The sequence below is a fragment of the Ruegeria sp. ABM4_193 genome, assembly GCF_056158705.1.
In genome coordinates this window covers 2,215,446-2,239,273 of record NZ_JBSWTT010000001.1, presented here as the reverse complement: position 1 = coordinate 2,239,273, position 23,828 = coordinate 2,215,446, and the positions used below count along the sequence as shown (strand labels likewise).

The window sequence follows — 23,828 nt, the reverse complement described above, 5'->3', positions numbered from 1 at the left end:
ATGTCAAAACAGGACGCCTATATTGCGTTGATGTGCAGTCTTCCGGGGTCGGAGCGCTTGTTTGTTGCCAAACAGCCTCCGCTTTCGCGTATCAGGCTCGAGCGTCGGTTGACGGCTCTGACAGCGGATGATGCCAAGGTTTTGAATGTTCTTGAGCACACGCTGAGTTGGAGCGCCTATGACATGGATGTCACAGACGTTCAGGCGATCCAGCGCTGTAAACAGGCGTTGAAGGACATCCCACAGCCCACCTTGCGCAAACTCTTCATGGAACGCATGGAACTCCGCTCGGTTGTTGCAGCACTGCGCCTGAGAAAACGCGGAGAACCCGCGCCTACAGGTTCATTCGGCGTCGGACGATGGAGCCGCCATATTCCAGCCCACTGGACCGATCCCACATTAGGGCTGGAAACCCCGATGCCGTGGCTGAAAGGGGCGCACCAATTGCTCGAAGACGAAGATCCGCTTGGGCTGGAACGTCTGCTTTTGTCGATCAGCCAAAAGCAACTCAAGCGACACGCAGCCCGCCACATGTTCGATTTCGAGGCGGTCGCAATCTACGTCCTAATCTGGAACATTTTTGACCGCTGGGCACAAAGCAGCGCCACCGAAGCGGCTAAGCGATTTGAGAAACTGGCGCAGCAGGCCATGGCCGATGTCGCCGAAATTGATTTTGAGGGAGCAAGCGCATGACAGCCCCAACCTCAGCTAAGCAAACCTCGACCGCAAGGGTCGCCTCGGTTCAGGAAGGGCTTGTGCAATTACAAGCCAACCCTGACGCGACCGGTCAGCCCGGCCAATTGGTCAAAAACGAAGTGGTGTTCATCCTGCCATCGCGCCCCGGTCCCGGTGGGCGTCAGGAACGTCTGAAAGCCGAGGTGCTGCGTGTACGTGGAGATACCGCAGACGTACAGGTCTATGAAAGTACTGACGGCGTGGCCGTTGGCGATCCAGTTGAGCAATCGGGACAGTTGCTGTCGGTTGAGCTGGGGCCGGGACTATTGGGGCAAGTGTTTGACGGGTTGCAATCGCCTCTGCCCAAAGTGGCCGCCGAATTTGGCACCTTCCTGCCGCGTGGTGCAGATGTGGCACCCTTGGATGAGCTGGCGAAATGGTCCTTCACGCCTTCGGTCAAAGTTGGCGACACAGTAACCGCCGGGGATAGTATCGGGACAGTGCCCGAAGGCCACTTCAGCCACAAGATCATGCTGCCGTTCAATTGGTCCGGCACGTACAAGGTGGTCTGGGTACAAAAGGGCGCGGCCACGATCCATGACATTGTGGCCCGTCTGGAAGACGAAAGCGGGGGCGAGCATACTCTGACCCTGTCGCAGAAATGGCCGGTTCGACGGCCATTGCCGGAAAACATCTTGAAACGCACTTTGTCCGAGCGCTTGTATCCGACCGAGCCTGTTCTGACTTCGCAACGTCTGATCGACACCTTCTTCCCGATTGCCCGCGGCGGAACCGCATGTATTCCCGGACCGTTCGGGGCAGGCAAGACCGTGCTACAAAACCTGATCGCGCGGAACGCAAAGGTCGATATCGTGATCGTAGTGGCCTGCGGTGAACGGGCAGGGGAGGTGGTGGAAACCATCGAAGAGTTCCCGAAGATGACCGATCCAACCACGGGCGGCAGCCTGATGGACAGAACGATCATCATCTGTAACACCTCATCCATGCCGGTTGCAGCGCGCGAGGCATCTATCTTCACCGGCATTACCTTGGGCGAATACTATCGCCAGATGGGCTATGACGTATTGCTGATCGCCGACAGCACCAGCCGCTGGGCGCAAGCCATGCGGGAAACATCAGGCAAGCTTGAGGAAATTCCCGGCGAGGAAGGGTTCCCTGCCTACCTGGAAAGCTCTATCAAAGGGTTGTACGAACGCGCAGGGGCCCTGAAAACCAATGACGGTGATCTGGGCAGCCTGACGCTGATCGGAACGGTTTCACCTGCGGGCGGCAACTTTGACGAGCCGGTAACCCAATCCACCCTGTCGACGGTCAAGTGCTTCCTCGGCCTGTCGTCCGAGCGTGCCTACAAACGCTTTTATCCGGCGGTTGATCCGATGCTCAGTTGGTCTCGGTACACCGACCAGTTGTCGGATTGGTACGACAAGAACGCCGAACCGGGCTGGACGGATAAAGTGCGCGACCTGATCGCCCTGATCGAAAAGGGCGAACAGGTTGACCAGATGATGCAGGTCACGGGGGAAGAGGGTGTCACGATCGAAGACTTTGTCACCCAGCAAAAAGCGCTGTTTGTTGACATGGTCTATCTGCAGCAGGACGCCTTCGACAAGGTTGATGCGACCGTACCGCTGGAGCGGCAGAAAATGACGTTCAAGCTTGTCTATGATGTCACGCAATCCACGGCGGCCTTCTCGGACAAAGCCGAAGTACGGCAGGTGTTCACGCAGCTGACCGGGTTGATGAAGAACTTCCATTATGCAGCGGAAAACACACCGGAATACAAATCGATCTGGACTCAGATCGAAGACCTGTGTCGCGAAAAGTTCGGAAGTTAGCGAAGGAAATGGCAGCCCGTAGGGGAATCGAACCCCTCTTTCCAGGTTGAAAACCTGGCGTCCTAACCGATAGACGAACGGGCCATTTGGTAGTGGCACAAGCACAAGTGGCAGCCCGTAGGGGAATCGAACCCCTCTTTCCAGGTTGAAAACCTGGCGTCCTAACCGATAGACGAACGGGCCACGCTGGCTTGTGGAGGGCCTTTTACGGTTTCACCGTGACCCCCGCAAGCGGAAAAATGCAGGGATGTGAAAGTTTTTTGGGCCTCTGGCGCAGAGCATCAATTGGCCTCTGCCGCATCCTCCAGCCGAAGTTGAACGGATTGTCGTCCACCCCATGTGTTCACCTCAAGCCGACCCGCAAAATGAAAGCGTGCGCCGCCGTGATTTGACAATTTCTCGCCCATCGGGCTGTCAAACGCGCCAAAGGCAATTGCGTCCAGGCCACCACCCATTCCATCGGCCAGTGAAAGCTTCAGATGGGTTTCCCCCACTCGTTTGGCAAAACGCACCTGCAGATCCGGCAAAGCATAGCGTGGGGCAGGGGCGCTGGCCCCAAATGGCCCCGCCTGTTCAACCTGTTCTATCAGATCAACCGTTGCTGCACCGGGCATAAGCGCGCCGTCCAGCTTCAGATCGGCCGGGCCGCCCTGACCGGCACCCTGCTTGGCCAGCAACTCGCTCAAGCGCTCCATTGCGGGTTCAAGCTTGTCGCGCATCACGGTAAGACCCGCCGCCATCTTGTGACCGCCCCCTTTGACCAACAGCCCTTCGGCGGCAAGGCGCTGGATCGAGGCCCCCAGATCAACGCCCGAAACCGACCGGCCCGAGCCTTTGCCTTCGTCCCCATCAAAGCCAATCACGATAGCAGGGCGGTTGGCGGTTTCTTTCAGGCGCGAGGCTACGATCCCGACCACACCGGGGTGCCAGCCTTCGCCAGCCGCCCACACCAATGGCGCGTCTAGGCCGCGGTGTTCGGCCTGTTCCACAGCAGCGGCGCGCACCGCGTTTTCAATGTCCCTACGTTCGGTATTCAAGGCGTCCAGACGTTCGGACAAAGCTTGCGCTTCGTGCAGGGACTCCGTGCTTAGCAACCGCGCGCCCAGATCAGCCTGACCGATCCGCCCGCCTGCGTTCACGCGAGGACCAAGCAGAAACCCAAGATGATAGCTGTTCGGCGCGGTATCCATGCGCGAAACATCGGACAGGGCCACAAGGCCGGGGCGCTGTCGCTGCGCCATCACTTTCAACCCCTGCCGAACCAGAGCGCGATTGGCGTCGATCAGAGGTGCAACGTCAGCCACAGTGGCCAGCGCCACCAGATCCAGCATCGACATCAGATCCGGGCCTTTCGCGCCTGCTTGACGCAATTGGCGCCCGGCTTCGACCAGCATCAGAAACACAACGCCCGCAGCACACAGGTATCCCAGATCGCCGCTTTCGTCCTGACGGTTGGGGTTCACGACGGCGACGCAATCTGGCAGCGTCTCACCTCCAAGGTGATGATCCAGAACGATCACGTCTGCACCCTTGGCCGCTGCGATCGGATCATGGCTAAGCGTCCCGCAATCGACGCATATGATCAAGTCATGCGCCGCCGCCAGTTCCTGCATGGCGGGCACGTTGGGGCCGTATCCTTCATCGATCCGGTCGGGCACATATAGCGTCGCCTGCAATCCCATCTGGCGCAACCAGACCAGCAGCAACGCGGCGGAACTGCCGCCGTCGACATCATAATCTGCAAACACTGCGATCTTCTGGCGATGCCGAACGGCGTCCAGAAAGCGTGCCGCTGCAATCTCCATGTCTTTCATCGCGCGCGGGTCGGGCAACAATTCCTTGAGCTTGGGATCCAGAAAGCCGCGTGCCTCCATCGCGGGCACGCCGCGTCGGGCCAGAACCTGGCACACCGCGCGTGGCAGATCGGTCTGTTGCGCCATCATCTCGGCAGCACGCTCTACCTCGGCGCTGGGGCCAACCCAACGCCGCCCTGTCAATGATTGCTCTACGCCAAGAAAACTCATCTCTCGCCTCTTATGCGCCAAGGCCGGACCCTTGCGGACCCGGCCTTTTCATCTTTTCAAAAATACTCTCGCCGAAGGCAACGGCGCAAGCCGTTACGCCTTGTCGTGCGGCCAGGTGGGCGTGCGGTAAGACATGCGGCGCACGGACCCGGTTTTTGACCGCATAAGCAACGTTGTGGTTTCAACCCAGCCCGGCTCTCGCTTGATACGCGGCAGCAGTGAACCGCCTGTAACACCGGTTGCGGCAAAGATCACATCTGCGGTCACCATCTCATCGCGCGCATAAACGCGATCCAGATCAGTGATGCCAGCCTTGGCGGCGCGGCCACGTTCGTCATCGTTGCGGAACAACAGGCGACCAAAGATCTGACCGCCCATACATTTCAAGGCCGCTGCGGCCAGAACACCCTCGGGTGCACCACCTTGACCCATGTACATGTCAATGCCGGTTACTTCGCTTTCGGCACAGTGCATGACGCCAGCCACATCACCATCGGTGATCAGGCGGATCGAGGCACCGGTTTCGCGTACTTCGGCGATCATGGCTTCATGGCGCGGACGCTCCAGAATGCAGACGGTGATGTCGGCCGGTTTACAGTCCTTGGCCTTTGCCAAAGCTTCGACCCGTTCACGCGGGGACATGTCCAGATTAACCACGCCTTCAGGTAGGCCCGGACCAACGGCCAGCTTGTCCATGTACACATCCGGCGCGTGCAGCATAGACCCACGCGGCCCCATGGCGATCACGGTCAGCGCGTTAGGCATGTCCTTTGCGGTCAGCGTAGTGCCTTCCAGTGGGTCCAGCGCGATGTCCACACCGGGGCCGTTTCCGGTGCCGACTTCTTCACCGATATACAGCATCGGCGCTTCGTCGCGTTCGCCTTCACCGATCACCACGACACCGGCAATGTCCAACAGGTTCAACTGCTCGCGCATGGCGTTTACGGCTGCCTGATCGGCGGCTTTCTCATCGCCGCGCCCCACCAGCGAGGCCGAGGCCAGTGCAGCCTGCTCCGCCACCCTTGCAAGCCCCAGAGACAGCAGGCGGTCGTTGAAATCGGTTTTGGCAGCACTCATTGTTCAGTATCCCTTAATCAGTAAAGCCGTTTCTTCCGGCATAACGTGCGTTTCATGCAGGCCGCAAGATCAAACCTCTTCAATCCGCAACGCAACAGGCTCACCGGCCACTACGTCCGTGTTGCGGAAACCATCCAGAGCGACGTCCAGAGCGGCGCGGGTGGTTTTGTGGGTGACGATCAGCACGGGTGCGGTGCTTTCGGCATGGGCATACTGGCGCATCCGATCGATCGAAACGCCAGCGTCGCCCAAAATGGCGGCCACCTTGGCCAGAGCACCCGGTTTGTCCATCAGGCCCAGCCGCAAATAATATGGCGCAGGCAGACCTGTCACCGCCGGTTTGGCGGCCTCAAGAGATGTGGCAGGGCGGCCAAAGGTCGAGATCTGAAGACCGCGTGCCAGATCGCACACATCCCCCATAACGGCACTGGCTGTCGGGCCTTCACCCGCTCCGGGACCGCGCAACACGACCTGTTCGACCGAGTCGCCTTCGATCACCACCATATTGGTGCCACCCTCCAACTGACCCAGAGGCGAGTCGCTGGGTACGAGGCAAGGTTGCATACGTTGCTCAAGCCCGCGTGCGGTGCGCTGCGCCACGCCCAGCAGTTTGATGCGAAAGCCCATATCCTCGGCCTGATCGATATCGTCGAGGCTGATCTGCTGAATACCTTCAATCTCGATCCCGTCGAAATTCGGCTTGGTGCCAAAGGCGATCGAGGCCAGCAGCGCCAGTTTATGCGCCGCGTCGATGCCCCCCACGTCCAGATTGGGGTCAGCCTCAAGATAGCCCAGTTCGGCGCACTCATCGAACAGTGCTTTATACCCCTGACGCTGCGATTGCATCCGGGTCAGGATGTAGTTGCAGGTGCCGTTCATCACGCCCATCACACGCGTAATCTCGTTTCCTGCCAGACCCTCGGTGAGGGATTTGATCACCGGGATGCCACCGGCAACTGCCGCCTCGAACCGGATGACACGACCTGTGGCCTCGGCCTGTTCCGCCAGTTCCTGACCGTGGATGGCCAGCAATGCTTTGTTGGCCGTGACAACATCCTTGCCTGATGCCAAAGCCGCTTCAACCGAAGCTTTTGCAGGGCCGTTTTCGCCACCCATCAACTCGACATAAACATCGATATCGTCGCGCTTCGCCAAAGCGACCGGATCGGTTTCCCAGGCGTAATCCGACAGGTTTACACCACGGTCTTTATTGGGATCTCGTGCGGATACGGCCACGATCTCAATCGAACGGCCTGTGCGGGCTTTCAGCAGGTCGGCATGGCGTCGCACAATCTTGACAACACCGACGCCGACTGTTCCCAAGCCCGCAATTCCCAGCCGCAGTGCCTGTGTCATGTCGCGTGTCCCTTTCCGCCGGAATCTAACTGTATTCGGATGTTTGTCCGATCAGCGCTGCCTTAGCGGGTTCGGGCCAAGGGTGCAATCCGTCACCGGGTGATTGTGGGGGAATGCCGTGCTTTAGTTGGTTTGCGCGTTTTGCAGCGCTTCCGCCTTTTGTGCCAAAGCCTCGCCACGTTGGGTCAGGTCTTCTTCGACCGTCGCAGCTTCGCTTACTGGATCAATGGGGGCACCAAGTGTTTCCTGCAATGGTACAAGCTGCGGGTAGGGGGCTTTTTTAACTGCAGCCGGTTCGCTTCCTTCCAACTCAGGAAAATCCGCGCATCCGGCACTAAGAAAAACAAGAGGAAGTAACGGCAGCAGTTTCATAGGGCACGCTTTTGGTTTCTCGAGCCCTCTTGTGATGCACGTTTTGATGTCTTCGATCAAGCAGGGTTCTATCTGAACAATTGTTCAGATACTGTGAAGGCATGGCACGAACTCAAGGCTCTCATTCTGACATTACCGGCCCCCGTATCCGCAAGGCTGCGCTGCACCTGTTTGCACGTCACGGTTATGCTGCCGTTTCGATGCGGCAGATTGCGAAAGAAGTCGGTGTACAGGCCGGCGCCTTGTACAATTACACACCAGACAAGCAGAGCCTGCTGTACCGTTTGATGCGGGAGCACATGCAAGAGTTGCTGTCAGCGTTTCACGATTTGCAGCGTGGCGATGACGCAGAGGGAGCGCTGCGCCAGTTCGTCGGGTTTCACATCCGGTTCCATTTGCAACGCCCTGATGAGGTTTTCATTGCTTACATGGAGTTGCGAAACCTCTCGCCTGAGAACTTCGCAGAGATTGAGGACCTTCGCCGACAGTACGAAAACGCGTTGGAAAACATCCTTCACGCCGGACAGCAGGCGGGTCAGTTTGCTATACCAGACACCAAGATTGCGACGCTTGCCGTGATTGCCATGTTGAACGGTGTGATGACCTGGTATCGATCCGGTGGCCGATTGTCGCTGGATGAGGTCGAACAGACCTATTGGAATATGGTGCACAAGGCTGTGACGGCCTGACAGGATCAGGCCGCCGATGTATCAGTGTGCGGGGCGAATGAATGTCCCGTTTCTGAGTTCCCGAAAGGCTTTTTCCAGCTCGGCGCGTGTGTTCATCACGATAGGACCGTGCCACGCGACCGGCTCATCAATCGGGGCGCCAGAGATCAACAGGAACCGAACGCCTTCCGGGCCTGCCTGAACCGTGATTTCGTCCCCGGTTCCAAAACGGACAAGAGTTCTGTCGCCTGACATGTCGCGGATGTTGAGCTCTTGCCCTGCGACCTCTTTCTCTAACAGTACGCCTGTTGGCTGCGAGGCGTCGGCAAAGGCGGCTTGCCCCTGAAAAACATAAGCGAAGGCCCGGCGGTAGGTGTCGATCCGAAGTGTTTTTTTCACGCCTGCGGGGATCGAGATGTCCAAATATTGCGGGTCTGCTGCGATACCATCCACCGGCCCGGTTTTACCCCAGAACTCTCCGACAATCACCCGAACAGTTGTGCCGTCGTCATCGGTGACTTCGGGAATGTCCTTGCTTTGAACATCCTGATAGCGCGGAGCGGTCATCTTCTGGTCCGAGGGCAGGTTGCCCCACAATTGGAATCCATGCATCTGGCCCAAAGTGTTTCCGTGCGGCATTTCCTGATGCAGGATACCTGAACCCGCAGTCATCCATTGCACATCGCCAGCACCCAGGGTGCCGGTGTTGCCCAGTGAATCGGAATGCTCGACCGATCCAGCCAGAACATAGGTTATTGTCTCGATCCCGCGATGGGGATGCCACGGAAACCCGGCTTGGTAGTCCTGGGGCCGTTCGTTTCGAAAATCGTCGAACAACAGGAAGGGGTCCAGCTCGGACGGGTCCTGAAACCCGAATGCACGATGCAGCTTCACGCCGGCCCCTTCCATCGTTGGAATGGCCTTGCGCGTTTCCAATGTAGGTCTGAGAGACATGACAAACTCCGTTTTGTTTGAGCAGCATGTAAACTCTGCGCTTGCGCAGTCAATTCGCGCGGAAAAACCGAACCTGTGCGAAATTGCAGATCAACCAAGCCCCTGTTGTTTCCCGCGCAAAGCGGCTAAATCCAGAGGATCGAAACAGGAGATTTCCATGCAGGAAGAAGTGCTGGCAACGATTGAGGCATCTTCGCCCAGACGCTGGGCCGGGGTAGGGATGCTGACGACGGTTGGGGCACTGGTCACATATGTCGCTCTGGCGTCCCCGCCCGAGCCGATGTGGCAAGCGTTCCTGTTCGCCGTGGGTGGGGCTTCGCTGTGGCTGGCATATCGTGTCTGGTACGCGACACAGGACCGTATCGAATTAACCCGTTCAGAACTGCGCACGGGGTCAGGTCAGATCATTGCGAAAGTCGAAGACATCGAAACTGTTGATCGCGGCGTGTTCGCGTTCAAACCGTCAAACGGTTTTCTGGTTCGGATGCGTCACAAAGCATCAAACAAATGGGCGCCGGGCCTGTGGTGGCGACTAGGGCGCAGGGTGGGCGTGGGCGGCATGACAGCTGCCGCCGAAGCCAAGTTCATGTCAGAGGCCTTAAGTCTGATTATCCACGCAAACGGACGGGGTTCGAACTAGGTCGCAGGCAACTTTAGTGCCAAACCGGGGACGCGTGAAAACGAAGTTGGTAAAAGTGATACCCGTGGCAAAATCCCAACCGGGTTTGAACGCGGGAATATACTCATTGGAAGATTCAACCAGGATAAGTGTGTCCTGGTCCGGCATCGGGGGGAGGCGGTCTTCGATTTCGTGAATGTTGTCATCGTTCCATTCCGCTTCATACCCACGCACAGTCGACCAATCCACGTAGTGACGATCGTCCGTTTCGTCGAAACGGATAAGTGAGATGCGAACAAAAACATCCGATCGGTTGTTGATCATCTCGCCCATCAGCTCATGAAGGGAATCGATATAAACATCCGTTACGGCAGTTGACTCTCGCGAAATGAGATCACTGACCGTGTAGGCCGCCTTAAGGTTGGACGCGCTCTGGCGAAACCCTTCAAAAGCGGTAAAAGTAAAAGTGATCGTCCACAGCAACAGCGGGAAGATCATCAAAGCTTCAACGGTCAGGATACCATCTTCATCCTGCTTGAATGCACTAATCCGGTTTTTCAATTTTTTGAGTACAGTCATTGTTTTACTGTGGCTCCTGAACGAACGCCGTTGTTGCAGTCACAGCATAGTGACCGGTCTCATCGACGACGGTTTTTGCAATGATTGTGCTTTCCAGTACCGGGTCAACACGCAAGCAGGCGCGCAAGATCATGAGCTCATTTGATGCGCCGCTTTTGAAGTCCAGAACCGGTTTGGGGTCTTCTGAACTGTCGGTGCAGGGGATGTCATCCGAAAGTACGATGCCATTGAAGGCATTCTGGCGGATCATTTGAAGCCGCAGGTTGGACTCGCAGTCCTTAATGCCGGAAACATCACAAATCCGGTCCTTGATGGTATCATGGCTCCAGGTTGTTCCCGTACCTAGGCGAATGTCTCGTACAACCAGATCAACACCACGTTCCAGCGCTGCATGTCTCATGGTGAGCATGGACATTTCTCCGCCAATTCCCAGAAACGCCAGGAAGAACGGGACGATCATGACAAATTCAATTGTGGCGTTGCCGGTTTCAGATCGCTTGAACCCGCGGAGGTTTGACAAAGTTTTGCGGATCATTGGGTCAGCCTCAGTTTACGGATGGATGCCGCAATCGACTTAAACGCCTCATCCAGGTCCAATCCGTCTACGTTGTAGACATGGCTGTCCGAGCTTGCGCAGGATTTGATGGTGTTCAAGCCACTCGTCGGTGCTTCGAATGCGATCCCATAAATAATAACACCTTTGTCTCTGGCGGCACCACAGATGTTGGCCGTACGTGTGTTCTTTGTCGTCGAACCCACTGATCGTCTGAGGTTGTAGTACCAGTTGTTTTCGTGGTTGCTCTGCCAATAGAAGTTATTCTCGGAGTTCCACCACAGCGACGCTCGATTGAACAACGCCGGATATGACAGTCGGGTCGCAGTTCCAATTTCCTCATTCGTCGGGTTCTCATTCGGGGGGTTCCCAAATGGATGTTCTGCGGTCACGTAGTTACCGGCTTCCTCGGTATGCTGCATCCAAACCCAACGGTCCGGGTTGCGCGTATAACGAACGCTATATTCACCTTTCGATCCGTCCGCGCGCACATATTCAGGGTTGAACCAAACTTCAGTTTGCCCGCTGCGCACTGACGAATCCAACATGTACTGCGTGGTGTTCTGACCGTCGGTCATCACGATCACGACTTTCAGGGTATCTGAATCATAGGATGCAGGTCGATTAGCGAATTTTGCGGGTACCTTACCTTCATTCGACAATCTGCTGACAACAGGCTGGAATGTCGGGTCCAACATGCCGGCGCCCCATTTCACGCCCAAGTCAATGGAAGTGTTGCCGCTGGCAGTCAGGGCGTCGATGCGATCATGCAGATACTGAACATTGTCTGAGACAGCTGTAATCTCACTGCCCGCGCGCACCGGGCAAACCAGATAGGCAGGTGGTTCACCATCTGTCGTTCGCCCATTCACAGTTGCGCGTGTATAACGCCATGGGTCAAAATGGCCAGTGCGTTGGTAAAACGCATCTGGGTCCAGCGTGGCTGAATTAAACTGACCTGACGTGAAGTTTACGCAGTGAGAGTAGTCATGCTCTGACGTCACGTTGCTGAATTTGTCCAGGATGTCCCCACCCGCATTTACTTGGGTTGCATAGGGTACAATGGACATCGAAATCTTCGTTTCGCCCGATTCCTCGAGCATTTTTGTGACGAACCCCTTGGCAGCGGTTCTCAGAACGTCGATTTTCAACTCGCCGGGGCTGGCAGAAGACCGCGTCATAGAACCGGACATATCCAGAACCAGCGAAATTTCCACCGAACCGATCGACTCGATGGCTGTACTTGCCGCATTCATGTTCAGTTCGGTCACCTGGCCGAATCTCAAGTAACGGGTGGGCATCACAGCCTTTGCCGTCGCGGCGACTTTTCTTGATCCGAACCCTTCAGTGACGGTCACGGTCTTTTCCAAATGGCCCAGCCCAGCCTTGTCCATGTAAGCGTCGACCACATCCTTGGGTGGGAGCTTTTGGTCAAGGTCCGCTGCCGCCAGCACCGCGCGGTCCAGAGTGGACTGCAAGCTGGCCCGATCGCGTTCATAGGCCATGAAATCCATTGCCATTCCGGTGATAGCCAGCATCAGGATCAAAATGAGCAGCGTGAAGATCGTAAAAGTGCCGTCTTCCTTTTCAGCGAACGCGCGCAATTGGGAAGCCTTGCGTTTCGGCATCGAGCCGTCGTTCTTAAGCGAGTGTTTAATCATTTGATGACTCCGCACCGCACATAGAATCCGTGCGACATAAAAAGAGATTTGGTATAAATTTAGTTTTCAAACATGGCGTGAATTGGGCGAAAAAGGCTTGGTTTTGGCCTTTTTACGCGCAAATCGGCTATAAAACCTGTCGTTCAGACCGATCTGTCAATGAAATGAAAACAATTCGTTAAGGATTCAGTCGGCAGACCGACTCATCCACAGGCGGTGACGTATTTGTTAATGAAATGATGAAAAAAAGTGCAATGTTTGATTGCAGCCTGACGCAACTGGTGCGACAAAAAGTCATGACGTTGCGTCTGGTATCGATACGGAGGATTGTATGACCGGCATCAAAGAACCCAGCTTTCGTGAGAGTGTTGACTTGATGTTCAACAGGGCGGCGTCCCTGATGGACCTGCCGCCGGGGCTGGAGCAAAAGATCCGGGTTTGCAACGCGACCTACACCGTTCGATTTGGTGTGCGGCTTAGGGGGGAAATCCATACTTTCACCGGATACCGTTCTGTGCATTCCGAACATATGGAGCCTGTCAAAGGCGGTATCCGCTATGCTCTGGCTGTGAACCAGGACGAAGTTGAAGCGCTGGCTGCGTTGATGACTTACAAATGCGCGCTGGTCGAAACGCCGTTTGGCGGATCGAAAGGCGGTTTGTGCATTGATCCCAGAAAGTACGAAGAACATGAGATGGAGCAGATCACCCGACGCTTTGCCTATGAACTGGCCAAGCGTGACCTGATCAACCCGTCTCAGAACGTACCAGCCCCCGATATGGGAACGGGTGAACGTGAAATGGCGTGGATGGCCGACCAATACGCGCGGATGAACACCACGGACATCAACGCGCGCGCTTGTGTAACGGGTAAGCCTCTGAACGCGGGTGGTATTGCCGGACGGGTTGAGGCAACGGGACGCGGCATCCAATACGCGCTGCGCGAGTTCTTCCGCCATCCGGAAGACGTGCAGAAAGCTGGCCTGTCTGGCAAGCTGGACGGTAAGCGCGTAGTGGTGCAGGGATTGGGTAATGTGGGGTACCACGCGGCCAAGTTCCTCAGCGAACAGGACGGCTCAATCATCGTTGGCATCATCGAATGGGACGGTGCGCTGTACAATCCCGACGGCATCGACGTTGAAGCGGTCCGCCAGTGGATCGTGAAACATGGCGGGGTCAAGGATTACCCCGATGCGACCCACTCGGCCGAAGGTGGAAGCGTGCTGGAAGCGGAATGTGACATCCTGATTCCGGCTGCACTGGAAGGTGTCATCAATCTGTCCAATGCCGAACGGATCAAAGCGCCTTTGATCATCGAAGCCGCAAACGGGCCGGTGACGGCAGGTGCGGATGAAATCCTGCGCAAGAAGGGCACAGTGATCATCCCGGATATGTATGCCAACGCAGGTGGTGTGACCGTTTCTTACTTCGAATGGGTTAAAAACCTCAGCCATATCCGCTTTGGCCGGATGCAGCGGCGACAGGAAGAAGCGCGGCATGAGTTGATCGTGAGCGAATTGGAAAGGCTGGACCGCTATCTTGGCGATGCCTGGACGATGTCGCCTGACTTTAAGACGCAGTATCTGAAAGGGGCTGACGAGTTGGAACTGGTGCGGTCCGGTCTGGATGACACCATGCGCATTGCTTATCAGTCGATGCGCGAGGTCTGGCACAGCCGCGACGATGTAGAGGACCTGCGCACAGCGGCCTATATCGTGGCCATTGACCGCGTGGCGAAAAGCTACCGCGCCAAAGGGCTCTGACGTCAAAACAGGTGGGGCAGGCTGGCTGCCCCACTCTCAAGCTGTTCAGCGGTGCCAGGTGGCAAAAAGGATTATGGCAGCCCGAGACGCAGACAGGTAAGCTGCGCCGAAAGAAACGAATCCGGGAGAACCCCATGTTGCGTATCGCCATCGTCGCGGCCTTGCTTGCCACCCCTTCATTGGCTCAGGACAGCGCCGAGCAAAGCTGTAAATATCAGGCCGAAGTGGTGGCCGCGATCCAGAAGGCACGGTTGGACAGGGTAAAAGAGCGCGACGTCGCACAGGCGATTGCGGACAGTTCACCGACCTGGCCCGAGAACTATAATGCCGCGATTCCGCTGATTACCCCGTGGGTTTATGAGCAAAAGATGCGCGATGTGCGCAAGAAGGATCTGGGTGCCGCGTGGTTGGAGCTGTGTCTGCAGCAATAATCCACAGTTATGCGAATTCCTTGTGGATAAGCCCGCGCCGTCCCCTTGGCGCGGGTTTTCATTTCTGGCAGGTTTGACCCATGTCTTTGCCCCCCGGATTTCTGGATGAGTTGCGTACCCGGCTAAGCCTGTCTCAGGTCGTCGGGCGCAAAGTCATGTGGGATCAGCGCAAGTCCAACCAAGGCAAGGGGGATATGTGGGCCCCATGCCCGTTTCACCATGAAAAGACGGCCTCGTTCCACGTCGATGACCAGAAGGGGTTTTATTACTGCTTTGGCTGTCACGCCAAAGGCGATGCGATCAGTTTTGTGAAGGAGACCGAGAATGTCTCATTCATCGAAGCGGTTGAGATTTTGGCGCGTGAGGCTGGGATGCCCATGCCCGCCCGTGATCCCAAAGCGCAAGAAAAACAGGACCGCCGGTCGCAATTGGCTGATGTGATGGAGCAGGCAGTTCAGTTCTTCCGACTGCAACTCAAAACAGGGGCGGGTGCGCCTGCACGCGATTACTTGACGGGTCGAGGGTTGGACGCGCAAGCGCTGGATCGGTGGGAGATCGGATTTGCCTCGGACGGTTGGCAGGCGCTGTGGGATCATCTGCGCGGCAAGAATGTGGCTGAGGATCTGATCCTTGGGGCAGGGCTGGCCAAGCCGTCTAACAAGGGTAAGAAACCTTATGACACGTTCCGCAACCGGATCATGTTCCCCATCCGCGATCCGCGTGGACGATGTATCGCGTTTGGTGGGCGGGCGATGGACCCCAAAGATAACGCCAAGTACCTGAACTCGCCCGAGACAGAGCTGTTCGATAAGGGGCGCAGCCTGTACAACCATGGCCCTGCGCGGCAGGCGGCGGGCAAAGGGCAGCCGTTGATCGTGGCTGAAGGGTATATGGACGTGATTGCGCTGGCCGAGGCAGGCTTTGGCGCGTCGGTCGCCCCTTTGGGCACGGCAATCACCGAGCATCAGTTGCAATTGCTCTGGCGCGTTTCCAACGAACCGATCATTGCGCTGGATGGTGATACGGCGGGACTGCGTGCTGCGATGCGAGCGGTCGATCTAGCTTTGCCGTTGCTCGAAGCGGGTAAATCACTGCGCTTTGCACTGATGCCCGAAGGCAAGGATCCCGACGATTTGTTGCGGGCAGAAGGGTCTGGGGCTGTGCAATCGGTGCTGGAAAGCGCCATTCCGATGGTCAAACTGCTGTGGCAGCGTGAGACCGAAGGGAAAGTCTTTGACAGCCCCGAGCGCAAGGCGGCGCTGGACAAATCGTTGCGGGACAAGATCAAACTGATCCGCGACCCCTCGATCCGCTCGCATTATGGGCAAGAGATCAAGGATTTGCGCTGGCAGCTATTCCGTCCCCAGCGCCAACCACAGAACCGACAGTGGCAGCCGCGTGGCAAGTGGCAGCCTCCGCAGAGCGCCTCGCCGGGTGCGCGGGCGTCTTTCCTGGCGTCGTCCGAGACCGCTGATATCCAACTGCGCGAGGCGGCCATTCTCGCCATCGCCATCCTAAACCCACAGGTCGTTGTCCAGTTCGAGCACCAGCTTGAAGACATGGAATGCCTCAACCCCGAATACGCTGCCCTGCGAGACGCCATTCTGCGTCACGCGATTGATGATCCGGATCATCTGAAAGACCACATTGTAGATTCTTTGGGGGCTCAGCCCCTTGAAAACCTGCTGGCCCTTCGCCATGTCGCAGTGATCCCCTGTGTGTATAAACCAGGCGACGTTGAAAAGGCCGAGATGACGCTGGCCGAGGAACTCGCAAAGATCAAAGCGCTCCGGGGGTTGGATGCTGAGATAGCCGAAGCGGCGGAGGAATTGTCTGATCTGGCCGATGAGGCGCTGACATATCGGCTGGCGCAAGCCGCCGAAGAGCGCAACCGTACAAGCCGCAGCCAGAACGAAGACAGGGCCGTATTCGACATTGCCGACAACGGTGCGCGAATCAATCGCGACGAGAAAGACGCGTTTAAGGCAATCATGTCCGGTATCAAATTCGAGCGGAAACGCCGGTAAAGTGGTGTTTTCATAAGGCACTGGAAAAGAAAAACGGGTAAACGGGTGGCCGAATCACTTCTACGCGCTAATGATTCGGTTCAAACGAATCACCCATCCCTGCAGGAGCATTGAATGGCCGCCAAAGACACGACCGAAGATCGCAAATCCGAAGAGCAGGAACAGGAAATCTCGCTGGACATGAGTCAGGCCCAGGTCAAGAAGATGATCGCCGAGGCCCGCGAGAAAGGTTACATCACCTACGACCAGCTCAATCAGGTTCTGCCACCAGATCAGGTCAGCTCGGAGCAAATCGAAGACGTTATGTCGATGCTGTCCGAGATGGGCATTAACATCATCGAAGATGAAGAGGCAGAAGAGGAAGAGAACAAAGGCTCGACCGAACTGACCACCACCGATAGCAACCGTGAAGTTGCATTGGCTGGGGCCGCCACAGAAAAACTGGACCGAACAGACGACCCCGTCCGCATGTATCTGCGCGAGATGGGTTCGGTTGAACTGCTGAGCCGCGAGGGCGAAATTGCCATCGCCAAGCGGATTGAAGCGGGTCGGAACACCATGATCCAGGGGCTGTGCGAAAGCCCGCTGACCTTCCAGGCGATCACCATCTGGCATGACGAATTGTTGTCCGAAGACATTCTTCTGCGCGACGTCATCGATCTGGAGGCCACATTTGGCAATCAGATGGACGAAGACGGTGATGTGGAAGAGCCTGTGGTCGACACATCCACAGTGCAGGCAGCGAAGCCCGCAAAGGACACCGGCCCCGAGCTGGATGCTGACGGCAACCCGCTGAACAATGACGATGACGACGATGATGACGATCAGGCCAACATGTCGCTGGCCGCGATGGAAGCGGCGCTGAAGGATCAAGTCCTGACCACGCTTGAACGCATCTCAACCGATTTCTCGATGTTGTCGGAAATGCAGGATAGCCGGATTTCGGCCACCCTGAATGAAGATGGCTCGTTCAGTGAAAAAGACGAAGAAACCTATCAGAAGCTGCGCGCCGAAATCGTTGAGCTGGTGAACGGTCTTCATCTACACAACAACCGGATCGAAGCGCTGATCGACCAGCTTTATGGTATCAACCGCCGTGTCATGTCTCTGGACAGCGCGATGGTGAAGCTTGCCGATCAGGCCCGTATCAACCGTCGTGAGTTCATCGAAGCCTACCGGGGTCGCGAACTGGATCCGAACTGGTTGTCCGAGATGGCAGAAAAGCCGGGCCGCGGGTGGCAGATGTTCATCGAACGCTCGACGGCTAAGGTCGAAGAACTGCGCAACGATATGGCTCAGGTCGGTCAGTATGTCGGTCTGGATATTTCTGAATTCCGCCGCATCGTGCAACAGGTTCAGAAGGGCGAGAAAGAGGCGCGTCAGGCCAAAAAGGAAATGGTCGAGGCCAACCTACGTCTGGTGATCTCGATTGCCAAAAAATACACGAACCGTGGCCTGCAATTCCTTGATCTTATTCAGGAAGGTAACATCGGCCTGATGAAGGCGGTGGACAAGTTCGAATACCGCCGCGGCTATAAGTTCTCGACCTATGCGACGTGGTGGATTCGTCAGGCGATCACGCGCTCGATTGCCGATCAGGCGCGGACCATCCGTATTCCAGTTCACATGATCGAAACGATCAACAAGCTGGTTCGGACCGGTCGCCAGATGCTACATGAGATCGGCCGCGAGCCGACGCCGGAAGAACTGGCTGAAAAGCTGCAAATGCCGCTTGAGAAGGTTCGCAAGGTGATGAAAATCGCCAAAGAACCAATCTCGCTGGAAACACCAATCGGTGACGAAGAAGACAGCCAGCTGGGCGATTTCATCGAGGACAAGAATGCCGTGCTGCCTCTGGACAGCGCCATTCAAGAGAACCTCAAGGAAACGACCACTCGGGTTCTGGCCTCGCTTACCCCGCGTGAAGAACGGGTTCTGCGGATGCGTTTTGGCATCGGTATGAACACCGACCACACGCTGGAAGAAGTTGGCCAGCAGTTCAGCGTGACCCGCGAGCGTATCCGCCAGATCGAAGCGAAGGCGCTGCGCAAGTTGAAGCACCCAAGCCGATCTCGAAAGCTACGGTCTTTCCTGGATCAGTAGATACAAAGGCGCCTCACACGAGGCGCCTTATTCGTTTGGCCATCACATTGGCCTGTTCTCTCATCACATTGGCGGGAATTCACACGGCACGGGCGCTGTCGATTTCTATATCGGTCTTGTCCACTCATGGGACAGGGCCGGGGCGAGGCTTTAGGGCCGATGACCCCCGGTCTTACGTTCGAATGGGGTGTTCGACACGGGTCTTGAAGGCGCTTGGCGGCTTCCCGGTCCAGCGTTTGAAGGCGGTCGAGAAGGCGGCCTGATCCGCATACCCCAGCGAAAACGAAATCTCTGACAAGGACATCCGGTTGTTCAGAAAGGTCTGTGCCAAATCACACCTTAGGTCGTCCACGATGTCGCGATAGCTTGTATCTTCTTCCTTCAGGCGGCGGCTAAAGGTTCGCAAGCTCATCCCAAGCTCAGACGCAATGGCCTCGGCCTGCGGAATCGTGCCGGGCAGGGACTTAGTGATCATACCTTCGGTCCGCGCGCGGATCGAGCGGTTTGGTTTTTTGCATTCGGCCAGCAGGCGTTCACCATATTCCAGAAGATGTTCACGTAGTTTGGGATCATATGTGGGAACTGGTAGCTCCAGCGCTGAAAGTGGCAGCACGATCTCCATTTTCTCCGAGCCAAAGATCACCGGAAAACCAGCAATCTTTTCAAAGCTTTTGGCTTGATCCCCAACCTTGTGTTGAAACCGAATTTCAATCGGTTGCAGGTTGATCCGGGTCAGATTGCGCATTCTTGCCAGTGCGGCGAAGATCAGAAATTCGGTGCGTCGATGGTAGCGTGCAAATCCAGCATCTTTCCAATCCGCTTCCAAAGCTGCAAAATTGCCTGCGACGCGCAAACTGAGCGCGATAGCCGGGTCAATAATCCCGTGAAACCGTGAAAGGTTCTCCATCACCTGTTTCAGGTCTCTGGAATACTTACTGATATATGCCGTCACGGTTGAGGCCGAGGTGACCTCAAGCCCGGTGCGGGCCGCAAATGTTATATCTTTGGTGGCGTCACAGGCATACCGGATGAAGAGGGCTTCTTTCTGAATGCTGCACGTTTCAACCGGAGGGGCGATATCTTGCGGTTTCAGCCCGGTTTGGCCCAGAACAGCCCGAGACATATTTTCATTGCCGCTGTAGCGATCCAACGCCTGAACAAAGAAATGAAGACGGCCAACATCCACGTCCATCGCAATAACAATACCTTACGATTACAAAACCATAGGCAGCATATCATAGAATTCCGTAAGGTGATTGTGATTTTCGCAGACCCGCAATCGTCGATGGCAGAATCCCGCAAGGAATTGACCGGGCCTCACATGAACATCATCGTCTAAACGCCCAGATATGGCGTGTTGCCGGGTTAGCACCTTTATGGGGATAAGGTCAGAGCCGTCGGAGAAATCACCACTCTCTGCTCAGCGCTCCCCGGCACGCTCCCTTTCGAGATGTCGCATTGTTCCGAGTTTAAAAATTTGCGACCTTTCTAGAAAAGCGGAGTCACGGATACCAAGGATGTGCGAGAAAGTGTCTTAAATTCAGAAGGCTACGGCCCGAACCTGATTGTTTTCGACGGCGAATGCGTCCTGTGTTCGCGGTTCTTCAAGTTCATGCTTAAACATGACAAGTTGCAGTGTTTTCAGTTTGCAACTGCGCAGTCTCCGCTTGGGCAAAAGCTCTACCGACAGCTGGGTTTGCCGACACGGAACTTTGAAACCAACTTGGTAATCGTCGATGGTGTGGTCTATCAGCATCTGGATGCGTTTGCCGCAGCCATGCGTCAATTGCCGGGAATGTGGAAGCTGTTGTCGATATGTCGCTTCCTGCCCAAAGCGCTGAAAGTTCCCGTATACCGCCTGATAGCACGGAACAGGTACAATCTGTTCGGCAGATCCGGCACATGTCTGATACCGGGTGCCGACGTGAAAGCGCGATTTGCAAGCGACGGCTTTTGATGTCAAGTGACCCGTTTTTGCAAGCTTTGGGCCCCAATCACAGCTTGCCCAATGCGGTTCAGTGGCTGCACAGCACAGAAGGTCAGTATTCAGGCCAATGTGACATCGAGCGGGGCGCCGGTTTTCTCACCAAGATCGCGACAAACTTGGCCGGGTTTCCTCCCGGCGGCAAAGGCGTTCCTGTAGCTGTTACGATAAATAGGATGGGCGAAACCTTAACCTGGACCCGCGACTTTGGTGGCCATTGCACCACTTCGCATCTGATCTTCGACGCAAATCGGAACTGTGTCCGAGAAAAATTTGGGGCGATTTCTATTTGGTTGCGACCGAGCCTGCAAAACGGCGTGATGCACATTGAAATTCTCCGCTTGACCGTATTTGGCGTTCCTTTACCTGCCTTTGCATTGCCGCGTTCGAACACGCGTGAATGGCAGGACGCGCAAGGCCGGTTCAGGTTCGACGTTTCGGCCAATGCGCCCGGGTTGGGATTGCTGATCCGGTACCAAGGTTGGCTCACACCTGATCACACAATGCAGGGGGCTGGCTGAATTGATCGTGAGGGGCACTGTGCAATTTGCGAAGCTGGACTAACCTAACTGGGACACACAATCAGGGAAGATTTAACGATGAAAAAGTTTTCTACACTTGCCGCATTGGCCATAGTTGCCTTCAGTGTTCCCTTGACTGCGGATGCTGCGCGAAACGGGTATCGAACTGAACCGATCAACGCCACGGACTTCGAGGTTATCCCGCGAGGCGATCAGCGTACGGAAGGGTACTGGTGCGCAGCGGCGGATTATGCGCGCCGAACCCTGGGACTGGGCTGGATGGACCGGATCTATGTCTTGCGCGGTTATGGGCCCAGTGTCACCACCGGACGCAGAACGGCGATTTAGTTTTCGATCAAGCAACCCCAGTCCGCTGATGTGCAACCCAGCAGCTTTATCTCGTTCGGGTTTCAGCCCGGCAATAGTGAATCTGTACAAGGTGCAAACGCCCAGTGTAATTATCGGCCGTTCTTCAACGACTGATAAACCAACAGGATCGTCACGATGCAGACTGAATTCGTAGTGCACACCCAAGGTCCGGGGCTATACGAATTCACGTCTGACGTCCGTCACTGGGTGGATCAGGGGGCTGCCGACGGCGTTCTGACTCTGTTTGTCCGCCATACCTCGTGCTCACTACTGATCCAGGAAAACGCCGACCCCGAGGTTCAAACTGATCTTCAGGCCTTTTTCGAACGCCTTGTGCCTCCGTCTGACCATCCTGCTATGTCCTATCTGCGCCATACTTATGAAGGGCCGGATGACATGCCAGCACATATCAAGGCAGCACTCATGCCTGTGTCATTGTCGATCCCAGTGTCGAAGGGCCGAATGGTTCTTGGAACCTGGCAGGGGATTTACCTGTTTGAACACCGCACTGCGCCTCATCAAAGACATGTCGCTGCACATTTGGCCTGACCCTTTATCTTGCGGTTGAAAATTCCGACTACCCAAACCCTAGCGGCTGCCCTATAGTTGTGGATAAGTAAGCCGCATCGCTTACAAAAAGAGGCCGAACATGGGACGAGGAGACGGCGGATGCGCTGCCCGTTTTGCGGAAATATCGACACTCAGGTAAAAGACTCACGTCCGGCAGAGGACCATGTGGCAATTCGCCGACGCCGGTTCTGTCCAGCCTGTGGGGGGCGGTTCACGACGTATGAGCGTGTGCAACTGCGCGATCTGGTAGTGATTAAAACCAACGGTAAGCGCGAGGATTTCGACCGCGACAAGCTGGAGCGTTCGATCCGCATCTCGATGCAGAAACGGCCTGTTGATCCGGAACGGATCGATCAGATGATCTCGGGCATCGTGCGCCGGCTGGAAAGCATGGGCGACACGGATATTCCGTCCAACAAGATCGGTGAGATTGTCATGGAAGCTCTGGCGCGGATCGATACCGTCGCCTATGTTCGCTTTGCGAGTGTGTACAAGAATTTCCAGGCGGCCGATGATTTCGAGGAGTTTGTCCACGAACTGCGCCCGCCGCAGCCTCCGACGGACGAGTGACCGAAACAGATAAGCGATTTATGGCGCTGGCCCTGTCGTTAGGGCGGCGCGGTCAAGGGACGTGCTGGCCAAACCCGGCTGTCGGGTGTGTTGTTGTGCGTGAAGGCCGCATTGTGGGGCGTGGCTGGACACAGCCCGGAGGGCGTCCTCATGCCGAGACCGAGGCTTTGGCCCAAGCCGGAGCCGCTGCGGGTGGCGCCACCGCCTACGTGACACTAGAGCCCTGTTCCCATCATGGAAAAACCCCGCCCTGTGCCGAGGCTTTGATCGCAGCAGGTGTATCTCGTGTTGTTGCTGCCGTTGAGGACAGCGATCCACGCGTGGCCGGACAGGGCTTTGCAATGCTGCGTGAGGCCGGAATTGAGGTTCAAACCGGTATTCTGGCAGAACAAGCAGAACGGGATTTGGAAGGTTTTTTCTTAAAGACCGAACAGTGCAGGCCGTTTGTCACGCTCAAACTGGCCAGCAGTTTTGATGGACGGATTGCTACCTCGACCGGACACAGTCAATGGATCACCGGACCTCAGGCGCGCCGTGTCGTTCATGCGATGCGCGCCCGCCACGATGCGGTGATGGTAGGGGCAGGGACGGCGCGCGCAGATGACCCGTCGTTGACGGTGCGGGATCTGGGTGTCGCGCATCAGCCGGTGCGCGTAGTGGTATCGCGCCACATGGATATATCCCTGATGGGGCAGTTGGCGCGCACAGCTTCGAAAACACCGGTCTGGCTCTGCCATGCGCATCACCCCGATGCCGAGCGTGCACGCGCCTGGGAGGGCCTTGGCGCAAAGCTCATCCCGTGCGCCTTGAAAGATCACCATATCGACGCGCTGGATCTGCTTCAGCAATTGGGGCAGGCCGGGCTGACAAGTGTGTTCTGTGAAGGCGGAGCAGCACTTGCGGCTTCGCTTCTGGCCGAGGATTTGGTGGATGAGCTGGTTGGCTTTACGGCCGGTCTGACAATCGGGGCCGACGGGCTTTCATCCGTTGGAACCTTGGCGTTTGAAACACTTGAAGCCGCGCCGCGGTTCGAGCTTATAGAAACGCAGGTTGTGGGGGACGATATCCTGCACCGTTGGCGCAAACCCCCTGCGTAA

At 56.5% G+C, this 23,828-nt stretch carries 23 protein-coding genes and 2 tRNA genes; 14 read left to right on the top strand and 11 right to left on the bottom strand.

Annotated elements, in window-relative coordinates; genetic code table 11:
- Both ACXADZ_RS11200 and ACXADZ_RS11195 read left to right on the top strand, forming a co-directional pair.
- Positions 1 to 693, top strand: a complete 693-nt coding sequence (locus ACXADZ_RS11200; RefSeq protein ID WP_475196353.1) for a hypothetical protein — start codon at positions 1 to 3, stop codon at positions 691 to 693.
- Positions 690 to 2,531 carry a V-type ATP synthase subunit A gene (locus ACXADZ_RS11195; protein ID WP_475196350.1) on the top strand — a complete coding sequence of 614 codons (1,842 nt, stop codon included), beginning with the start codon at positions 690 to 692 and terminating at the stop codon, positions 2,529 to 2,531. Before ACXADZ_RS11200 ends, ACXADZ_RS11195 begins: the two co-directional genes overlap by 4 nt.
- 9 nt (positions 2,532 to 2,540) lie before the next feature.
- On the opposite strand, the gene ACXADZ_RS11190 is transcribed toward ACXADZ_RS11195, so the two are convergent.
- The 6 genes from ACXADZ_RS11190 to ACXADZ_RS11165 all read right to left on the bottom strand — a co-directional run bounded on the left by ACXADZ_RS11190 (position 2,541) and on the right by ACXADZ_RS11165 (position 7,360).
- A tRNA-Glu gene (locus ACXADZ_RS11190) sits at positions 2,541 to 2,615 on the bottom strand.
- A gap of 24 nt (positions 2,616 to 2,639) precedes the next feature.
- Positions 2,640 to 2,714, bottom strand: a tRNA-Glu gene (locus tag ACXADZ_RS11185).
- 98 nt (positions 2,715 to 2,812) lie between these two features.
- On the bottom strand, positions 2,813 to 4,555 hold the full coding sequence (recJ, locus tag ACXADZ_RS11180) for a single-stranded-DNA-specific exonuclease RecJ (protein WP_475196347.1): 1,743 nt from the start codon (positions 4,553 to 4,555) through the stop codon (positions 2,813 to 2,815).
- 93 nt (positions 4,556 to 4,648) lie between these two features.
- Positions 4,649 to 5,632 carry a class II fructose-bisphosphatase gene (gene glpX / locus ACXADZ_RS11175; RefSeq protein ID WP_171089207.1) on the bottom strand — a complete coding sequence of 328 codons (984 nt, stop codon included), beginning with the start codon at positions 5,630 to 5,632 and terminating at the stop codon, positions 4,649 to 4,651.
- Between the two features lie 69 nt (positions 5,633 to 5,701).
- Positions 5,702 to 6,988, bottom strand: a complete 1,287-nt coding sequence (locus ACXADZ_RS11170) for a homoserine dehydrogenase (protein ID WP_475196342.1) — start codon at positions 6,986 to 6,988, stop codon at positions 5,702 to 5,704.
- 123 nt (positions 6,989 to 7,111) lie between these two features.
- Positions 7,112 to 7,360, bottom strand: coding sequence for a hypothetical protein (locus ACXADZ_RS11165; protein ID WP_475196340.1), 249 nt, complete (start codon positions 7,358 to 7,360; stop codon positions 7,112 to 7,114).
- A 101-nt stretch (positions 7,361 to 7,461) separates the two neighbouring features.
- On the opposite strand from ACXADZ_RS11165, the gene ACXADZ_RS11160 reads away from it, so the two are divergent.
- Positions 7,462 to 8,049, top strand: coding sequence for a TetR/AcrR family transcriptional regulator (locus ACXADZ_RS11160; RefSeq protein ID WP_475196338.1), 588 nt, complete (start codon positions 7,462 to 7,464; stop codon positions 8,047 to 8,049).
- Positions 8,050 to 8,070: 21 nt separating this feature from the next.
- On the opposite strand, the gene ACXADZ_RS11155 is transcribed toward ACXADZ_RS11160, so the two are convergent.
- On the bottom strand, positions 8,071 to 8,982 hold the full coding sequence (locus tag ACXADZ_RS11155) for a pirin family protein (RefSeq protein WP_475196336.1): 912 nt from the start codon (positions 8,980 to 8,982) through the stop codon (positions 8,071 to 8,073).
- A 157-nt stretch (positions 8,983 to 9,139) separates the two neighbouring features.
- Here ACXADZ_RS11155 and ACXADZ_RS11150 point away from each other — a divergent pair, with 157 nt between their 5' ends.
- Positions 9,140 to 9,622, top strand: coding sequence for a hypothetical protein (locus ACXADZ_RS11150; RefSeq protein ID WP_475196333.1), 483 nt, complete (start codon positions 9,140 to 9,142; stop codon positions 9,620 to 9,622).
- On the opposite strand, the gene ACXADZ_RS11145 is transcribed toward ACXADZ_RS11150, so the two are convergent.
- The 3 genes from ACXADZ_RS11145 to ACXADZ_RS11135 are packed head-to-tail and all read right to left on the bottom strand — an operon-like array spanning position 9,581 to position 12,394.
- Positions 9,581 to 10,180 carry a TadE/TadG family type IV pilus assembly protein gene (locus ACXADZ_RS11145; RefSeq protein ID WP_171089217.1) on the bottom strand — a complete coding sequence of 200 codons (600 nt, stop codon included), beginning with the start codon at positions 10,178 to 10,180 and terminating at the stop codon, positions 9,581 to 9,583. The two genes, ACXADZ_RS11150 and ACXADZ_RS11145, sit on opposite strands and share 42 nt — an antisense overlap.
- Before the next feature lie 4 nt (positions 10,181 to 10,184).
- Positions 10,185 to 10,715, bottom strand: coding sequence for a TadE/TadG family type IV pilus assembly protein (locus ACXADZ_RS11140; RefSeq protein ID WP_171089219.1), 531 nt, complete (start codon positions 10,713 to 10,715; stop codon positions 10,185 to 10,187).
- Entirely contained in the window at positions 10,712 to 12,394 is a 1,683-nt protein-coding gene (locus tag ACXADZ_RS11135; protein ID WP_475196329.1) for a Tad domain-containing protein, read from the bottom strand. Before ACXADZ_RS11135 ends, ACXADZ_RS11140 begins: the two co-directional genes overlap by 4 nt.
- A 331-nt stretch (positions 12,395 to 12,725) precedes the next feature.
- Between ACXADZ_RS11135 and ACXADZ_RS11130 the strand changes: the two genes are divergently transcribed.
- The 4 genes from ACXADZ_RS11130 to rpoD all read left to right on the top strand — a co-directional run bounded on the left by ACXADZ_RS11130 (position 12,726) and on the right by rpoD (position 18,717).
- Positions 12,726 to 14,156, top strand: a complete 1,431-nt coding sequence (locus ACXADZ_RS11130; protein ID WP_171089223.1) for a Glu/Leu/Phe/Val family dehydrogenase — start codon at positions 12,726 to 12,728, stop codon at positions 14,154 to 14,156.
- Positions 14,157 to 14,290: 134 nt separating this feature from the next.
- Positions 14,291 to 14,587: a hypothetical protein gene (locus ACXADZ_RS11125; RefSeq protein ID WP_475196326.1), complete on the top strand. Its 297-nt coding sequence runs from the start codon at positions 14,291 to 14,293 to the stop codon at positions 14,585 to 14,587.
- 80 nt (positions 14,588 to 14,667) lie between these two features.
- Positions 14,668 to 16,614 (top strand): DNA primase, encoded by a 1,947-nt coding sequence (gene dnaG / locus ACXADZ_RS11120; RefSeq protein ID WP_475196325.1) that lies wholly within the window; start codon positions 14,668 to 14,670, stop codon positions 16,612 to 16,614.
- A gap of 114 nt (positions 16,615 to 16,728) precedes the next feature.
- A complete protein-coding gene (gene rpoD / locus ACXADZ_RS11115; RefSeq protein WP_171089229.1) occupies positions 16,729 to 18,717 on the top strand; it encodes an RNA polymerase sigma factor RpoD in 1,989 nt (662 codons plus the stop codon).
- A gap of 172 nt (positions 18,718 to 18,889) precedes the next feature.
- On the opposite strand, the gene ACXADZ_RS11110 is transcribed toward rpoD, so the two are convergent.
- Entirely contained in the window at positions 18,890 to 19,909 is a 1,020-nt protein-coding gene (locus ACXADZ_RS11110; protein ID WP_475196323.1) for a helix-turn-helix domain-containing protein, read from the bottom strand.
- Between the two features lie 327 nt (positions 19,910 to 20,236).
- Between ACXADZ_RS11110 and ACXADZ_RS11105 the strand changes: the two genes are divergently transcribed.
- From ACXADZ_RS11105 to ribD, 6 genes are all read left to right on the top strand, one after another.
- Positions 20,237 to 20,674, top strand: coding sequence for a thiol-disulfide oxidoreductase DCC family protein (locus ACXADZ_RS11105; RefSeq protein ID WP_475196321.1), 438 nt, complete (start codon positions 20,237 to 20,239; stop codon positions 20,672 to 20,674).
- Positions 20,620 to 21,222, top strand: a complete 603-nt coding sequence (locus tag ACXADZ_RS11100) for a DUF4166 domain-containing protein (protein ID WP_475196320.1) — start codon at positions 20,620 to 20,622, stop codon at positions 21,220 to 21,222. The genes ACXADZ_RS11105 and ACXADZ_RS11100 overlap by 55 nt, the downstream gene beginning before the upstream one ends.
- Positions 21,223 to 21,300: 78 nt before the next feature.
- Positions 21,301 to 21,570, top strand: coding sequence for a hypothetical protein (locus ACXADZ_RS11095; protein ID WP_475196317.1), 270 nt, complete (start codon positions 21,301 to 21,303; stop codon positions 21,568 to 21,570).
- A 156-nt stretch (positions 21,571 to 21,726) separates the two neighbouring features.
- A complete protein-coding gene (locus tag ACXADZ_RS11090) occupies positions 21,727 to 22,140 on the top strand; it encodes a secondary thiamine-phosphate synthase enzyme YjbQ (RefSeq protein ID WP_171089239.1) in 414 nt (137 codons plus the stop codon).
- A gap of 120 nt (positions 22,141 to 22,260) precedes the next feature.
- The gene (gene nrdR, locus ACXADZ_RS11085) at positions 22,261 to 22,731 is read left to right on the top strand and encodes a transcriptional regulator NrdR (RefSeq protein ID WP_050602693.1); all 471 of its coding nucleotides are present in this window, start codon (positions 22,261 to 22,263) and stop codon (positions 22,729 to 22,731) included.
- Positions 22,728 to 23,828 (top strand): bifunctional diaminohydroxyphosphoribosylaminopyrimidine deaminase/5-amino-6-(5-phosphoribosylamino)uracil reductase RibD, encoded by a 1,101-nt coding sequence (gene ribD / locus ACXADZ_RS11080; protein ID WP_475196313.1) that lies wholly within the window; start codon positions 22,728 to 22,730, stop codon positions 23,826 to 23,828. The genes nrdR and ribD overlap by 4 nt, the downstream gene beginning before the upstream one ends.

Excerpts from the sequence above, each read along its gene's own strand:
- ACXADZ_RS11200 (WP_475196353.1), top strand. The coding sequence starts at position 1 with ATGTCAAAACAGGACGCCTATATTGCGTTGATGTGCAGTCTTCCGGGG.
- ACXADZ_RS11135 (WP_475196329.1), bottom strand. The coding sequence starts at position 12,394 with ATGATTAAACACTCGCTTAAGAACGACGGCTCGATGCCGAAACGCAAG.
- recJ (WP_475196347.1), bottom strand. The coding sequence starts at position 4,555 with ATGAGTTTTCTTGGCGTAGAGCAATCATTGACAGGGCGGCGTTGGGTT.
- ACXADZ_RS11110 (WP_475196323.1), bottom strand. The coding sequence starts at position 19,909 with ATGGACGTGGATGTTGGCCGTCTTCATTTCTTTGTTCAGGCGTTGGAT.
- nrdR (WP_050602693.1), top strand. The coding sequence starts at position 22,261 with ATGCGCTGCCCGTTTTGCGGAAATATCGACACTCAGGTAAAAGACTCA.
- ACXADZ_RS11095 (WP_475196317.1), top strand. The coding sequence starts at position 21,301 with ATGAAAAAGTTTTCTACACTTGCCGCATTGGCCATAGTTGCCTTCAGT.
- ACXADZ_RS11100 (WP_475196320.1), top strand. The coding sequence starts at position 20,620 with ATGTCTGATACCGGGTGCCGACGTGAAAGCGCGATTTGCAAGCGACGG.
- ACXADZ_RS11090 (WP_171089239.1), top strand. The coding sequence starts at position 21,727 with ATGCAGACTGAATTCGTAGTGCACACCCAAGGTCCGGGGCTATACGAA.
- ACXADZ_RS11160 (WP_475196338.1), top strand. The coding sequence starts at position 7,462 with ATGGCACGAACTCAAGGCTCTCATTCTGACATTACCGGCCCCCGTATC.
- ACXADZ_RS11165 (WP_475196340.1), bottom strand. The coding sequence starts at position 7,360 with ATGAAACTGCTGCCGTTACTTCCTCTTGTTTTTCTTAGTGCCGGATGC.
- ACXADZ_RS11125 (WP_475196326.1), top strand. The coding sequence starts at position 14,291 with ATGTTGCGTATCGCCATCGTCGCGGCCTTGCTTGCCACCCCTTCATTG.
- ACXADZ_RS11170 (WP_475196342.1), bottom strand. The coding sequence starts at position 6,988 with ATGACACAGGCACTGCGGCTGGGAATTGCGGGCTTGGGAACAGTCGGC.
- rpoD (WP_171089229.1), top strand. The coding sequence starts at position 16,729 with ATGGCCGCCAAAGACACGACCGAAGATCGCAAATCCGAAGAGCAGGAA.
- ACXADZ_RS11130 (WP_171089223.1), top strand. The coding sequence starts at position 12,726 with ATGACCGGCATCAAAGAACCCAGCTTTCGTGAGAGTGTTGACTTGATG.
- ACXADZ_RS11140 (WP_171089219.1), bottom strand. The coding sequence starts at position 10,715 with ATGATCCGCAAAACTTTGTCAAACCTCCGCGGGTTCAAGCGATCTGAA.
- ACXADZ_RS11155 (WP_475196336.1), bottom strand. The coding sequence starts at position 8,982 with ATGTCTCTCAGACCTACATTGGAAACGCGCAAGGCCATTCCAACGATG.
- dnaG (WP_475196325.1), top strand. The coding sequence starts at position 14,668 with ATGTCTTTGCCCCCCGGATTTCTGGATGAGTTGCGTACCCGGCTAAGC.
- glpX (WP_171089207.1), bottom strand. The coding sequence starts at position 5,632 with ATGAGTGCTGCCAAAACCGATTTCAACGACCGCCTGCTGTCTCTGGGG.
- ACXADZ_RS11150 (WP_475196333.1), top strand. The coding sequence starts at position 9,140 with ATGCAGGAAGAAGTGCTGGCAACGATTGAGGCATCTTCGCCCAGACGC.
- ACXADZ_RS11145 (WP_171089217.1), bottom strand. The coding sequence starts at position 10,180 with ATGACTGTACTCAAAAAATTGAAAAACCGGATTAGTGCATTCAAGCAG.
- ACXADZ_RS11195 (WP_475196350.1), top strand. The coding sequence starts at position 690 with ATGACAGCCCCAACCTCAGCTAAGCAAACCTCGACCGCAAGGGTCGCC.